At 72.6% G+C, this 15,287-nt stretch carries 7 protein-coding genes; 6 read left to right on the top strand and 1 reads right to left on the bottom strand.

The annotated features are described in order from the left end of the window. The 6 genes from D0D15_RS32715 to D0D15_RS32690 form a co-directional block, all read left to right on the top strand. Positions 1 to 1,281 (top strand): MFS transporter (locus D0D15_RS32715; protein WP_115945003.1); only part of this gene is annotated, 1,281 nt, incomplete at its 5' end. Between the two features lie 89 nt (positions 1,282 to 1,370). After that, positions 1,371 to 3,044, top strand: coding sequence for a fatty acyl-AMP ligase (locus tag D0D15_RS32710; protein WP_094004657.1), 1,674 nt, complete (start codon positions 1,371 to 1,373; stop codon positions 3,042 to 3,044). After that, positions 3,041 to 9,178: a type I polyketide synthase gene (locus D0D15_RS32705; RefSeq protein ID WP_115945002.1), complete on the top strand. Its 6,138-nt coding sequence runs from the start codon at positions 3,041 to 3,043 to the stop codon at positions 9,176 to 9,178. Before D0D15_RS32710 ends, D0D15_RS32705 begins: the two co-directional genes overlap by 4 nt. Next, the gene (locus D0D15_RS32700) at positions 9,175 to 10,767 is read left to right on the top strand and encodes an acyl-CoA carboxylase subunit beta (protein WP_233157165.1); all 1,593 of its coding nucleotides are present in this window, start codon (positions 9,175 to 9,177) and stop codon (positions 10,765 to 10,767) included. The genes D0D15_RS32705 and D0D15_RS32700 overlap by 4 nt, the downstream gene beginning before the upstream one ends. A gap of 20 nt (positions 10,768 to 10,787) precedes the next feature. After that, positions 10,788 to 11,786, top strand: a complete 999-nt coding sequence (locus D0D15_RS32695; RefSeq protein WP_094004660.1) for an alpha/beta hydrolase — start codon at positions 10,788 to 10,790, stop codon at positions 11,784 to 11,786. An 11-nt stretch (positions 11,787 to 11,797) separates the two neighbouring features. Continuing rightward, positions 11,798 to 13,015 carry a lipase family protein gene (locus D0D15_RS32690; RefSeq protein ID WP_094004661.1) on the top strand — a complete coding sequence of 406 codons (1,218 nt, stop codon included), beginning with the start codon at positions 11,798 to 11,800 and terminating at the stop codon, positions 13,013 to 13,015. Between the two features lie 1,058 nt (positions 13,016 to 14,073). On the opposite strand, the gene D0D15_RS32685 is transcribed toward D0D15_RS32690, so the two are convergent. After that, positions 14,074 to 14,673: an alpha/beta fold hydrolase gene (locus D0D15_RS32685; RefSeq protein WP_233157166.1), complete on the bottom strand. Its 600-nt coding sequence runs from the start codon at positions 14,671 to 14,673 to the stop codon at positions 14,074 to 14,076. Positions 14,674 to 15,287: the final 614 nt, after the last annotated feature.

The following is a 15,287-nucleotide window of genomic DNA, read 5'->3' as shown; positions in this document are numbered from 1 at the left end:
GGGTACATGCTCCCGTTCGCCGGCCTGCTCCTGGTCGCCGGGACGCTGGTGGACCGGTGGGGGCAGCGGGGTACGCTGGGCGGCGGGCTCGTCGCGTTCGGGCTGGGTGCGGTCGCCGGCGGGTTCGCGACCACCGGTGCGCTGCTGATCGCCGCGCGCGTGGTGCAGGGCCTGGCCGCCGCGTTCCTGGTGCCCGCCCTGCTCAGCCTGCTGCGCACCAACCTGGACAGCAGGCAGCGGGCCATCGGCGCGACCCTGTGGACGGCGTGCCTGGCGGTGGCGCTGGCGCTCGGCCCGACGCTGGGCGGGCTGCTGTCCGAGTACCTGGGCTGGAGCTGGATCTTCTTCAGCAACCTGCCGTTCGTGCTGGTCATGCTCGTGCTGCTGCCTGCGACCGCGGACACCGGCCGGGTGCGCGACGCGAAGCGCCCGGCGCTCGCGGCGATGGTGCTGGTGACGGCCGGGCTCGTGCTGGTCGCGTCCGCGCTCGTCGGCCTCGGCGACGACGCCCGGCTGTCCGAGGCGGCGCCGCTGCTCGGCGGGCTGGCCCTGATCGCGTGGTTCGCCGTCCGGGAACGCCGCGCGCGGGAGCCGCTCGTGCCGCGCGATCTGGTGCGGGAGCCGGTGTTCACCGGTGCGCTGGCCGTGCAACTGCTGTGGGGACTCGGGGTGTCCGGGATCTTCTTCTTCACGCCGTTGCTGCACCAGGACTCGCTGGGCCTGAGCCCGGTGGGGGCGGGGCTGCCGCTGGTGCTGGTCGCGGTCGCCATCATGGCGGTGACCCCGGCGGTGCCGTGGGTGATGGCCCGTCTCGGTCCACATCGGACCGTCTGCACCGGGCTGCTGGTGGTGGCGCTGGGACTGCTCGCGGTGGCCGCGATCAACCACATCCCCGAGGTGCCACCGCGGATTCCCGGTCTGCTCCTGATCGGTGCGGGCTCGGCGCTGACCACACCGTTGACCTCGTATTCCCTGGAAATCATCGAAGAACGGCACGCGGGCACGGCCTCGGGGCTGCTGACCGCGTCCCGGGAGCTGTCCAGCGCGATGGGAGTCGCGTTGATCGGCGCGGTGCTGACCGCCGTGCGTGCCGCTCGTCTCGGCGAAGGCGCGCTGGGCGGGCCCGCGCTCGCCACTGGTTACACGGCCGGGCTCGTCGTCGCGGCCGCCCTGGAGATCGCCGGCGCGGTGCTCGCCCTGTGGGCGTTCCGGGCCCCGGCGCGGAAAGTTCTTCCCGCCGTGACAACGGAGTCCGCCGGATCCTCGTCCCGCGGTGAGTAAGCCGGTCACCACCGATTGACACCCCATTCAGCCCGAAAATAACCTCCACCGCACGGATTTTTCGGGCACGGATTTCCCCGAGGGACTCGATGACAGAGAATTCTTCGTTCGCCACCATGCTCGGACACTGGTCCCGCGTGCAGGGTGACGAGATCGCCGTGACGTTCCTGGACTACCGCACCAGCGCCGACGGGCACGCGATCTCGCTGACCTGGCGCGAACTCGACGACCGCGTGAGCGCGGTGGCCGAGCACGCCCGCGGGCTGGCCGAACCGGGCGAACGCGCGGCCGTCCTGGTGAACCAGTCCGTCGACTACGTGGTGGCCTTCCTCGGCGCGATCCGGGCCGGCCTGGTCGCCGTCCCGTTGTTCGCCCCGTCGCTGCCCGGGCACGGGGACCGGCTCACCGCGGTGCTCGCCGACTGCTCGCCCACGTTGGTGCTGACCACCGACGACGAGCGCGACGACGTGAAGGGCCTGGTGACCGACCCGGAGATCGTCGTGGTGGACACCATCGAGGCTGGTCCCGGCACCCGGGCGTGGCCGGAACCCGACCCGGACGACCTGGCGTACCTGCAGTACACCTCGGGGTCCACGCGCAGCCCGGCCGGCGTGATGCTGACGCACCGGAACGTCGTGACCAACGCGCGGCAGGCGCTGCGGGCCTACGGCGGCGAGCGTGGCACCACGTCGACGGTGAGCTGGCTGCCGCTGTTCCACGACATGGGCCTGATCCTCGGCGTGGGCGCGCCGGTGGTCGGCGGCCTGACCTCGGTGCTGATGGATCCGCTGGCCTTCCTGGAGCGGCCGGAACGCTGGCTGCGTGCGCTGTCGGCCAGCCCGGGCGCGATCAGCGCCGCACCGAACTTCGCCTACGCCTACAGCGCGTCCCGGGTGTCCGAACGGGACAAGAGCTACCTGGAGCTGAGCCGGGTGGTGTCGCTGATCAACGGCAGCGAGCCGGTTCTGCCGTCCACGATCGCGAAGTTCCAGGACGCCTTCGCCGAGTGCGGGCTGCGGCCCGAGGTGCACCGCGCGTCCTACGGCCTGGCCGAGGCGACCGTGCTGGTGTCGGTGACCGACGCCGGGTCGCCGTCGCGGCAGGTCACGTTCGACCGGGACCGGCTGGCGGCCGGGACCGCGACGCCCGCGTCCGGCGGGGCCACCACCACGCTGGTGTCCTGCGGCCGCCCGGTCGGCCAGCGGATCCGGATCGTGGACGCGGGCGGCGTTCCGGTGCCGGACGGGACGGTGGGCGAGATCTGGGTCAGCGGCCCGAACATCGGCCAGGGCTACTGGAACCGGCCGGACGCGGCCTTCGGCCGTCAGGTGCCGGGCGAGTCCGGCGACTGGCTGGCGACCGGGGACCTCGGGGTGATCTTCGCGGGCGAGCTGTTCCTGACCGGCCGGATGAAGGACCTGATCATCGTCGACGGCCGCAACCACTACCCGCAGGACGTCGAGCAGACCGTCGAGGCGCATCCGGTGGTCCGGCCGCACTCGGCCGCCGCCTTCTCGGTGCCCGGGGAGGACGGCGAGGTCGCGGTGGTGGTGCTGGAGCGAGCCCGCCACGCCGAGGCGGACTTCGACGAGGTGGCGGCGTGGCTGCGGTCCGAGGTGTCCGCGGTGCACGGCCTGCGGCTGCGTGAGGTGGTGTTCACCGAACCCGGCGAGGTGCCCAGGACGTCGAGCGGCAAGATCAGCCGGGCCCTGACCCGGCAGCGGTACCTGGACGGTTCGCTCGACGCGCGGCGGCTGGCATGACCGACCTGCGTGCCTGGCTGGTGGACCGGGTGGCCACCACGCTCGGAATCCCCGCCGCCGAAGTCGACCCGGCGAAACCGCTGCACGAGACCGGGTTGTCCTCGCGTGACGCGATGACGTTGACCGGCGACCTGGGACGGCTCCTCGGCCGGTCGCTGCCCGCGACCCTGGTCTGGGAACACCCGACGATCAACGACCTCGTCGCGGCACTGTCCGATGTGGAACGCGAGTCGATGGCGCGGTGGGTTCCGGAGCCGGGCGAGCCGATCGCGGTCGTCGGTCTCGGTTGCCGCCTGCCGGGCGGCATCTCGTCTCCGGAGGAGTTCTGGCGGTTCCTCGAATCCGGCGGCGACGCGATCGGCGAGGTGCCTGAAGGCCGCTGGGAATCCTTCGCGACCGCCGCCGAGCTGGCCGCGCTGCCGCGCCGCGGCGGGTTCACCGCCGCCGCGCTGGGCTTCGACGCCGCCTTCTTCGGCATCACCCCGCGCGAGGCCGAGGCGATGGACCCCCAGCAACGGCTGCTGCTCGAAGTCGCGTGGGAGGCGCTGGAGCACGCGGGCATCCCGCCGTCGTCGCTGCGCGGCACGCGGACCGGTGTGTTCGTCGGGCTGTCGGCGAGCGAGTACGGCTACCTCACGATGACCGACGTGTCCGCGATCGACGCGTGGTCGGGCACCGGCGCCGCCGCGAGCATCGCCGCGAACCGGCTGTCCTACCTGCTCGACCTGCGTGGCCCGAGCCTCACGATCGACACCGCGTGCTCGTCGTCGCTGGTCGCCGTGCACCAGGCGGTGCAGAGCCTGCAACGCGGCGAGATCGGCGCCGCGCTGGTCGGCGGCGTGAACCTGCTGCTGTCGCCGGGGATCACGGCGAACTTCGCCGAGGCCGAGGAGCTGGCCGCGGACGGCCGGTGCAAGCCGTTCGACGCGGCCGCGGACGGGATCGCGCGCGGCGAGGGCTGCGGGGTCGTCGTGCTGAAGCCGCTGCGCGCGGCCCGCCGTGACGGCGACCGGGTGCTGGCGGTGATCCGCGGCAGCGCGGTCAACTCCGACGGCCGGTCCAACGGCATCACCGCGCCCAACCCCGAGGCGCAGGCCGCACTGCTGCGCGACGCCTACGCGGTGGCTGGGCTGGACCCGTCCGTGGTGGACTACGTGGAGGCGCACGGCACCGGCACGCTGCTCGGCGACCCGATCGAAGCCGGGGCGCTCAAGCGCGTGCTGGGCCGGGACGCGGACCGGCCGCTGCTCCTCGGCTCGGTGAAGAGCAACCTGGGGCACCTGGAGGGCGCGGCCGGCATCACCGGCTTCCTCAAGACCGTGCTCGCGCTGTCCCGCCGCCGGGTGCCGCCGAGCCTGCACTTCCGCGACCCGAACCCGCACATCGACTTCGACGGCCTGCGGGTCGTCACGGAGCCCACGGCGTGGCCGCGGTACTCCGGCGTGGCCAGGGCGGGTGTCTCGGCGTTCGGGTTCGGTGGCACCAACGCGCACGTCGTGCTGGAGGAATGGCCCGCCACCCCGAGGTTCGCGGACGTCGACGGCCCGCACGTCTTCGCCGTCTCCGATCGGTCCGCGGACGGGCTGCGCCAGCGGGCCGCGGAGCTGGCGCGCTGGGTCGAGTCGTCGGACGTGCCGCTGAGCGCGGTGGCCTCGACGCTGGCCCACCACCGCGACCACCTGCCGGTGCGCGCCGCGGTCGTGGCCTCTTCGCGTGCGGAGCTGGCGGCCGCGCTGCGCGAGGTGGAGCCGGGGCAGGGCCGGCTCGACGGGGCCGTGTTCGTGTTCTCCGGTTACGGCTCGCAGTGGACCGGCATGGGGCGGCGGCTGCTGGACACCGAGCCCGCGTTCGCCGCCGAGGTGGACCGGCTCGACGCGGTGTTCCGCGCCGAGGCCGGGCTCTCGCTGCAGGACATGCTGACCGGGGAACCGCCGGACCTGGCGGCGACGCAGCTGGCGTTGTTCGGCATGCAGGTCGCTCTCGCCGGGCTGTGGCGCGCGCACGGCGTGACCCCGGCGGCGGTGCTCGGGCAGTCGATGGGCGAGGTGGCCGCCGCGCTCGACGCCGGGGCGCTGGACGTCGCCGACGGTCTGCGCGTGATGACGACCCGGGCCCGGCTGCTCGGCGAGATCGACGCGGCCGGTGCGGGCGCGATGGCGGTGGTCGAGGCGACGGCCGGGGAGATCGCGGAGTTTCCCGGGGTCGAGGTCGCGGTGTACGCGTCGGCGGCGCAGTGCACGGTCACCGGCGACGCCGACGCGGTCGCCACACTGGTGTCGCATGTGGAGGGTCAGGGCCGGTTCGCGAAGCTGCTGCCGGTGAGCGGAGCCGGGCACTCGCCCGCGGTCGACGCGATCCTCGACCGGTTCCGCGCGGGGCTCACCGTAGATCCGGGCAGCCCGGAGGTGCCGTGCTACACCAGCGTCCTGGACGACCCCCGGGACAAGCCACTGTTCGATGTGGACTACTGGGCAGCGAACCTGCGCCGGCCGGTGCGGTTCGCGCAGGCCCTGGCCGCGGCGGTCGAGGACGGGCACGGCACGTTCGTCGAGATCGCGCCGCATCCGGTCGCCCTCGCGGCGGTCGAGCAGGCCGGGGCGACCGGGTTGCCGACCGCGAGCCGCAAGACCGACGAGCGGATCGCGTTCCTGACCAGCCTGGCCCGCCTGCACGTCCTCGGTCACCCCTCCGTGCTGACGGCTCGCGAGCCGGCACAACCGGTCGCCGACCTGCCCGGCACGGTGTGGCGGCACGAGCGGTTCTGGGCACGGCGCCCGGCACGCACGGCGGGGCACCCGTTCCTGGGCACGCACGCCGAGGTGCCGGGCAGCAGCCAGCGCGTGTGGCGCGGCGAGATCGGCACCGGCCGGCACCCCTGGCTCGCCGACCACGCGGCGTTCGGCACGCCGATCTTCCCGGCGACCGGGTTCGTGGAGCTGGCGCTGGCCGCGGCCGGGCCGTGCGTCACCGACGTGGAGCTGCGTCAGATCCTGCCGCTGGGCGCGGAGCAGGAGGTCACGACCTCGCTGACCGACGGCGTGATCAGCGTGCACACGAAACCGGGCGGCTGGGTGTGCCACGCGACCGCCCGGGCAGGCGAGGCGGTGCCGCTGGAGCCGCTGGGGGCCGTCGACGGCGAGCCGGTCGACCTCTACGCCGCGCTGGACGCGATGGGTATGAGCTACGGCCCGGCGTTCCGGCTGCTCCGCGATGTCACCGCGGTGGCCGGGCGGGCGTCGGCGGCCGTCGGAATGCCGAAGCCCGCGGGGCACGTGCTGCACCCGGCGCTGGCCGACGCCTGCCTGCACGCGCTGGCCGCCGCGACCGGTCCGGCGCTGCGCGAGGCGGACGGGTTGTTCCTGCCGATGTCGATCGGCGCGGTCACGGTCGCGGGTGATCCGCGGTCGGGCGCGCGGGTGGACGCGGTCGTCGGCTCGCTGTCCGGCGACGACCTGCGCGGCACGGTCCAGCTCGTCGCCGCCGACGACACGGTGCTGGTGGAGTTCCGCGACGTGCACGCCCGCCGGTTCCGGCGGGCCGCGCTGCCGGTGCCGTTGTCCGGCAAGCTGTTCGAGGCCACCTGGAGGCGGACCGACCTGCCCGGCGCGACCGAGGAGGACCGCACCTGGGTGCTGCTGCACCACGGCGAGCCGGGCCTGCGGTTCGGTGACGACCGCGTGGTCGTGGTCCCGCCCGGCAACCGCGAAGCGCTGCGTGCGGCGCTGGCGACCCGCCCGGACGGTGTGGTGTGGTTCGCCCGGGACGCGGACGGCCCGGCGCTCGTGCACGAGGTCACGCGGGTGGTCGCCGAGCTCGCCGAGACGCCCTCGCGGCTGTGGCTGGTGACCGGCTCGGCGGCCGCGGTCGATCCCGGCGAGGCGGGCCGTCCGGACCTGGCGTGCCTGCGCGCGCTGGTCCGCGTGCTCGCGTTCGAGCACCCCGAGCTGCACGCGAGCCTGGTCGACGTCGACCCGGAGTCGCTGGACCGGCTGCCGGACGAGCTGCGCGCGGCCGGCCCGGACGACGAGATCGCGTGGCGCCGCGGCGTCCGGCACACCCGGGAGCTGACCCGGCCCCGGCTCGGCGCGGCCGAGCGGCCGGCAGTGCGCGACGGCGCCTATGTGATCACCGGTGGGCTGGGTGGGCTCGGCTTGGTCGCGGCGCGCTGGCTGGCGGAGCGGGGCGCGACCCGCATCGTCCTGTCTGGACGAGCCGCGCGCGAGGCCGACATCCCCGGCGCGGTCGTCGTGGCAGGGGACATCGCCGAACCCGGGGTCGCGGACCGGCTCGTCGAGGCCGCGACCAGCGGAGGCGTGCCGCTGCGCGGTGTCCTGCACGCGGCGGGCGTGCTCGCGGACGGCGCGGCGGTGTCGCTAACGCCCGAGCAGCTGACGACGGCGTGGCGGCCGAAGGCGACGGGCGCCTGGCGGCTGCACGAGGCCACGCTCGGCCACGACCTGGACTGGTGGCTGGTCTACTCGTCGGCGGCCGCGTTGTTCGGCTCACCCGGCCAGGCCGCGTACGCGACCGCCAACGCCTACGCCGACGCGCTGGTCACCTGGCGCCGCGCCCAGGGGCTCCCGGCCGCGACGATCAACTGGGGCGCGTGGGGCGAAGCCGGCGCCGCGGTCGGTGTGACCAACCCCGTGCTCGAACCGCTCGGCACCGCCGAGGCGCTGGAAGCGCTGGACGCCGTGCTGGCCCGCGACTGCGCGGCGACCGGCGTGGCCCGGCTCGACGCGGAGGCGGTGCTGGAGCTGTTCCCGGGCCTGGCCGACCGGCCGTTCTTCGACCTGCTCGTGCCCCGGCGCGTGACGACCCCGGCCTGGCCCGGCCTGGACGCGCTGGAACCGGCGACCGCGCACGCGGCCATCGCCGACCACCTCACGTCGCTGGTCGCCGGGCTGATGGGGTTCGCGCCCGAGCAGGTCGACCGGCACGTCCCGCTCACCCAGCTCGGCCTGGACTCGTTGCTCGCGATGCGGGCCCGCGGCGCGGTCGAGCGCGACTTCGGCCTCCCGCTGCCGGTGCCGATGCTGCTGCGTGGCGCGAGCCTCGCCGAACTGGCGGCGCACCTCGCGGAGCAGGCCGGGTTCGACGCCGGTCCGGCCCCGGTCACTGAAGTGGTCGTCGGGCCGCGTGATCCCGCCGAGCGGTGGGTGGCCCGACACTGGTACGACGTGCTCGGCCGGTTTTCCGGCGTGCACGAGGACTTCCCCGGCGATCCGGCGCGGCTGCGGGCGGCGATGTCGGCGGAACTCCCGGACCTGCCGGCGGAGCTGTTCGACCGGCCGACGATCGCCGCGATGGCCGACCTGCTGCGGGACCGGATCGAGGGGTCGGGGCCGGTGCGCTGCCTGCGTTCGGGCACCGGGACGCCGGTGTTCCTGTTCCACCCCGCGGGCGGTCCGTCGAGTGTCTACACGCGACTGGTGCGGGACCTGCCCGGCGAGTTCCCGGTCTACGGGTTCGAGCGGCTGGACGAGGTGGACACCGTCGAGGCCAAAGCGGCCCGGTACCTCGACATGATCCGGGAGATCCAGCCGCAGGGGCCCTACCGGCTCGGCGGGTGGTCGTTCGGCGGCTGCCTCGCCTACGAGTGCGCGCGTCAGCTGGGCAAGCCGGTGGAGCTGGTGTTCCTGATCGACACCATCCTCCCGCGGCCGGCCGAGGCGCCCGCCGAGGACCTGCTGCTGGACCGGTTCGACCGGTTCGCCACGCACATCGAGCAGACCTACGGCGTCGCGCTGGACATCCCGCGCGACGAACTGGCCCGGCTCGGCGAGGCCGAGCAGATCGGACTGGTCATGCGGCAGCTGGCGGAGAAGGTGCCCGGGCTGGGGGAGGGCGTGCTGCACCACCAGTACACGTCCTATGTGGACGCCCGGGTGGCCGAACGGTACTCGCCGGGCCGGTACGACGGGCCGGTGCTGCTGTTCCGCGCGCAGGAACCGCATCCGCTGACCACCGCGCTCGACCCGCGTTACCTGCGGGAGGACGAGTCGCTGGGCTGGGACGAGTTCTGCCCGGCCCTGGAGATCGTGCCGGTGCCCGGAGACCACGTCTCGATGATCGACCCGCCGCACGTGTCCGTTCTCGCGGCCGCGCTCGGCGACCGGACAACCCGGAAGTGAGGACCGCAGTGGACGTCCCGTTCGCTCCCACGACGGCCTACCGGATCGCCGATCTGGCCGACCGCCGGGACGAAGCCGTGCGCATCGCGGAGAAGCGCGCGATCGACCGGCAGCACGCCAAGGGCAAGCTGACCGCCCGCGAGCGCATCGACCTGCTCGTCGACGACGGGTCCTTCGTGGAGCTGGACCAGTTCGCGCGGCATCGCTGCACCGAGTTCGGCATGGACGGCAACCGGCCCTACGGCGACGGCGTGGTGACCGGCCATGCCACTGTGGACGGACGCCCGGTCTGCCTGTTCTCGCAGGACTTCAGCGTGTTCGGCGGCAGCATGGGCGAGGTGTTCGGCGAGAAGGTCCTCAAGGTGATGGACCTGGCGATGTCGATCGGCTGCCCGGTCATCGGCATCAACGACTCCGGCGGCGCGCGCATCCAGGAGGGCGTGGTGTCGCTGGCCTACTACGCCGAGCTGGGGCGGCGCAACGCCCACGCGTCCGGGGTGATCCCGCAGATCTCGATGATCATGGGCCCGTGCGCGGGTGGCGCGGTGTACTCGCCGGCGATCACCGACTTCACCGTCATGGTCGAGGACACCTCGCACATGTTCGTGACCGGGCCGGACGTCGTGCACGCGGTGACCGGTGAGCGCGTCACCGCGCAGCAGCTCGGCGGCGCGACGGTCAACAGCGAGGTCTCCGGCAACGCGCACCACCGGGCGACCGACGAGCGCGACGCGATCGACTGGGTGCAGACGCTGCTCGGGTACCTGCCGCTCAACAACCTGGACGTGCCGCCGGAGTACGTGGACGAGACGTCCCGCGAGATCACCCCGGCCGATCTCGAGCTGGACCGGCTGATCCCGGACTCGCTCAACCAGGCCTACGACATGACCGAGGTGATCCGGCGGCTGGTCGACGACGGCGAGTTCACCGAAATCCACGGCGCGTTCGCGCCCAACATGATCTGCGCGTTCGGGCGGATCGAGGGGCGTTCGGTCGGAATCGTGGCGAACCAGCCGTTGTGGCAGGCCGGGGTGATCGACATCGACGCGTCCGAAAAGGCCGCCCGGTTCGTGCGGTTCTGCGACGCGTTCGGCATCCCGATCCTCACGCTGGCCGACGTGCCCGGGTACCTGCCCGGGACCGAGCAGGAGCGGCAGGGCATCATCCGGCGCGGCGCGAAGCTGATCTACGCCTACTCCGAGGCGACCGTGCCGAAGGTGACGGTGGTGACGCGCAAGGCCTACGGCGGCGGGTACGCGGTGATGGGGTCCAAGCACCTGGGCGCGGACGTCAACCTCGCCTGGCCGACCGCGGAGATCGCGGTGATGGGCGCCGAGGGCGCGGTCGGGGTGCTGCACCGGCACGAGCTGGCACGACTGTCCACTGAGGAGCGTGCCGTGGCTGTGCGGCGGCTGACCGAGGAGTACCGCAAGCACCACGCGAGCCCGTACCTGGCGGCCGAGCGCGGGTACGTGGACATGGTCGTGCCGCCGTCCCAGACCCGGCTGCAGGTGGCGCGCGCGTTGCGCACGCTGCGCACGAAACGGCAGACGCTGCCGGCGAAGAAGCACGGCAACATCCCGCTGTGAGAAACACCCGAGGAGAACCGATGAGAACCGATCGGGCCGGGCGCCGCCGTCGCCGCTGGGCCTTGCTGGTGTTACCCGTCGTCGCCATGGTCACCGGTGCCGCGCTGGCCGCGCCGGTGTCGGCCGCCACGGTCAGCGCCGACGACGGAGCGAAAGTGGTCACCGAGACCTGGATCGACGACCGGACGGTCGACCTGGAGATCGACTCGCCCGCGCTGGGCCGGACCGGCATGGTGCGGTTGATCGTGCCGGTCAAGTGGCGCGCCGAGCCCGCCCGGACCTGGCCGACGCTGTGGCTGCTGCACGGGTGCTGCGAGCCGGCGGACTACCAGTCGTGGGACCGGTTCACCGACGTGAAGGCGTTCACCGCGGACAAGGACGCGATCGTCGTCATGCCCTCCGACGGCGAGGCCGGCATGTACACGAAGTGGTGGAACTTCGGGCTGAAGTCCACACCGGACTGGGACCGGTTCCACACGGAAGAGGTCCGGCAGATCGTCGAACGCGGTTACCGCGGTGGCACGCGGCGAGCAGTAGCCGGGGTTTCCATTGGTGGATACGGCGCGCTCGCGTACGCGTTTCTCCACAAGGGAATGTTCGGCGCGGCGGCGTCGTACAGCGGAATTCCGAACACCTTGTTCCCCGGCACGCCCGAGGTGATCCAGGGCATTCTGATCCGGGCGGGGCACTACAACTTCTTCGACCTGTGGGGTGACGAGAAGGCGAGCTGGCCGATCTGGTGGTCGCGCAACCCGTACGACCACATCGACGACCTGCGCGGCACCGCGCTCTACATTTCCTGCGGCGATGGCCGGACCGGCCCGCTCGATCCGCCGGGGCAGTGGGATCCGCTGGAACCGGCGGCGCTGCTCACGTCCCGCAGCTTCACCGACAAGCTGAAGCTGATGGGCGTTCCGGCCACTGTGGACTACTACGGCGCCGGCACGCACAGCTGGCCGTATTGGGAACGGGCACTGCACAACTCGTGGCCGGTGCTCGCTCCGGCTCTTGGTCTGTGAAGGAGGAACGTGTGAAGAACCGTGAGTTCCGGCGTCGGCTGCTGGCCGCGCTGGTGGGTTTGGTGTTGTTCGCGGGTGGCGCGGTGGCGTTTTCGCCGCCGTCCGCGGTCGCCGCGAGCCCGGTGTTGCCGGGTCCGTTCGACGATTCGTTCTACACCCCGCCGTCACCGCTCCCGGCGGGCAGCCCCGGGGACGTGATCCGCTGGCGGCCGACGGTGCCGCTGATGAACGCGGCGAACGCGGACGCGTGGGAGGTGATGTACCTGTCGACGAACGCGTTGGGGGAGCGCAACGCCGTGACCGGCACGGTGCTGGTGCCGAAGGGGGTGGACCGGTCGACGGCGCCGATCGTCGGTTTCGCGGTGGGGACGCAGGGGCCGGCGTTCAAGTGCACCCCGTCGAAGGCCATCGAGCGCGGAACGCTGTACGACCAGCCGGCGATCAACGACTCGTTGTCGAGCGGGTATGCCGTGGCGGTGACGGATTACGAGGGTTACTCGCCGACCACCGTGCCCACGTACATCACGGGCCAGTCGATGGGCCCCGCGGTGATCGACTCGGTGCGCGCCGCGCAGCGGTTGTCGCAGGCTGGTTTGTCCGACGGCGCCAAGGTGATCTTCCAGGGCTACTCGCAGGGCGGCGGGGGTGCGCTGTGGGCGGCGGAGAAGCAGCCGACGTACGCGCCGGAGATGAACCTCGTGGGCGCGGTGGCCGGTGGGGTGCCCGCGGACCTGACCGAGGTGGCGAAGGGGCTGGACGGGTACCTGGGTTTCGGTTTCCTGGCGTTCGCGGCGGTCGGCCTGGACGCGGCGTACCCGGAGCTGCGGCTGGACTCGTACCTGAACGAGACGGGCCGGCAGCAACTCGCGGAGGCCAAGCGGAACGCCTGTGTGGTGGAGCTGCTGACGAACTACGCGTTCAAGAAGATCTCCGATTACACGACGTCGAACCCGCTGGACACGCCCGAGTGGCAGGCGCGCCTGGCGGAGAACAAGCTGGGGGCGGCCCCGCCACGCGTCCCGGTGTTCCAGTACCACGCGGCCCTGGACGAGATCGTCAACACCCCCCAGGCGGAGGCACTGCACAAACGCTACTGCGCGGCGGGCGTGCGGGAGCAGTGGAGCACCTACGTGTCGGACCACCTGAGCGGCATATTCGCCGGCAACGCGGACGCCCACAAGTGGATCGTCGACAGGTTCGCCGGGAAGGAGGCACCGTCGAACTGCTGATGGCGGTGGTGGTCCTTCGTCGGTGAGGCGCCTTCGGAGTGCTGGCGGTGGGTCATGGCCCTTCGCTGGTGAGGCGCCTTGGGGGTGCTGATGATGCCTTGTGCCCTTTGCCAGTGAGGCGCCTGCGAACCCGCTGATCCTGCCTCCTGACCCTTCGCTCTGGGGGCTTTGATCCGCTGGTTGGCTCCGCCAACCGTGAACGTGCTGGGCGGCCCGGTTTTCCCGCCGGGCCGCCCAGCCCTTGCACACCTGGCGACCGCCTGTGGCCGATGAACGGTCCGTTCATCCGCATACGAGTGGTCCACTCACACAGCGCCGGTGACCAACCCCGGGCTCCGACTCCCCGTCTCAACTCCCCCTGGCGAGTGAGCGGTCCGTTCATCGCTTCACGACTGGTCCACTCGTGCGGCCTGGGGAGCCGGTGCGGTTTCCGCCGCCCCGTCCTCACGCTCCTCGCCGCCGTATGCCGCCGATGAATGGCCCGTTCATTCGCATACGAGTGGTCCACTCACGCGGCCGGGCAACCCATCCCGGGCTTCGACTCCCCGTCTCAGCCCCCTGGCGAGTGAGCGGTCCGTTCATTGCTTCACGACTGGTCCACTCGCCCGGCCTGGGAAGCCGATGCGGTTTCCGCCGCCCCGTCCTCACGCTCCTCGCCGCCGTATGCCGCCGTATGCCGCCGATGAATGGCCCGTTCATCCGCATACGAGTGGTCCACTCACGCGGCCGGGCGACCCATCCCGGGCTCCGACTCCCCGTCCCAGCCTCCGAGCGAGTGAACGGTCCGTTCATTGCTTCACGACTGGTCCACTCGCCGGGCCAGGGGAGCCGGTGCGGGCTCCGCCGCCCAGCCCTCACGCATCTCGCCGCCGGGTGCTGCCGGTGAATGGTCCGTTCATCGCCGTGTCACTGGCCCACTCACCCGTCTCTAGGTGATCCAGCGTGGCGCCGATTGCCTGCCCCAGCTGCCCCGGCCGCGGGTGAACGGTCCATTCACCGTCCTGCGACTGGCCCACTCGTGTCGTCACGAAGTGTCCACCCGCGCAACTACCCAGGCCTCAGCGCAGGTGCCGCGAGAAGAACCGCCCCGCGCTTTCCAGCTCGAAGTGCGGCACGTCGGCGTGCCGGCCGGGGCTGGCGTGCAGGCTCTTCGCCTCCGACGCGAACGCCTCGAACAGCGCCAAGCCCGCCTCGCGTGGGATGAGCTCGTCGTTCCACTGGAGCAGGAACTCGATCGGGATTCGCACGCCTCGCGCGGCCTCCACCAGCAGATCGCCGGCGAGCCCGAACACCGCCGCGGCTATCCGCGGCTCCGCGGCGGCCAACGGGATCCCGATCGCACTGCCCATCGACACGCCCCAGAACCCGACCGGCCCGAACCCCGGCAGCGCGTCCAGCACCCCCTGCCACTCGGGCACGGCCTGCGCCGCCCGCGAGGCGTTGTCCCGCGCGATCTCGTCGAAAACCGGCTCGCCCGCCGCCATCCGCTGCCGGATCAGCGCGCGGGCCCGCTCGTCCTGCTCGGTGCGCGGCCGGTCACCGTGGCCCGGCGCGTCGATGGCCACCACCGAGAATCCGCAGGCCCGCACGAAGTGGTGGGCTCGTGCCACCAACCCCGGGGCCTTCTTGTGCTGCCCGCCGCCGTGTGCCAGGAGCACCAGCGGACCGCCGACGGCGCCAACCGGTGACCAGAACACACCGGTCACATCGCCGAGCGAGAGCGAACGTTCCGAGACGCCGTCAGCAGCCGTCTCCGAGGTGAAGCGCATGAGTGATGCCTTTCGGGAGGAGAACCCAACCGGATACCGCGAAAATGGGTCTCACCTCCTCAGGCCGTCACGAACGCCGCGACGCTACCTACCCGCTCACCCGTGATCAAAATGGTTTTCGAGGTTTGATGACCGGCGCGAGCGGTGGGCACAACTGTTCCCGGACTAGTCCGATCGGGTGGGCGCCGAGAAGGACGCCGTGCTTGAGCGGCAGGGTGCGGCCCGCGCGGCGCTGGCCGAGGGGATGGCCGGGCAGGGCTCCCGAAAATCACCCCCGCCGAACCCCCTCCGCGGGTGAGGCCGAACGGACGCCCGGAACCGGCGCCGGGCCCGCCCCGGAACCACCGCTCGGCCGCCCGAAACCGCCGACGGGGCGCCCGGCACCACCCCCAGACCGCCCGGGAACCGCCGCCCCAGGCGCCCGGAACCACCGCCCCGACCGCCCGGGAACCGCCACCCGACCGCCCGGGAACCGCCACCCGACCCCCCGGGAACCGCCCCCC

It is taken from the genome of Amycolatopsis thermalba, assembly GCF_003385215.1.
Taxonomy (GTDB): Bacteria; Actinomycetota; Actinomycetes; order Mycobacteriales; family Pseudonocardiaceae; genus Amycolatopsis_E; species Amycolatopsis_E thermalba.
The sequence above is the reverse complement of the archived record's forward strand: the minus strand, read 5'-3'. Positions and strand labels throughout refer to the sequence as shown.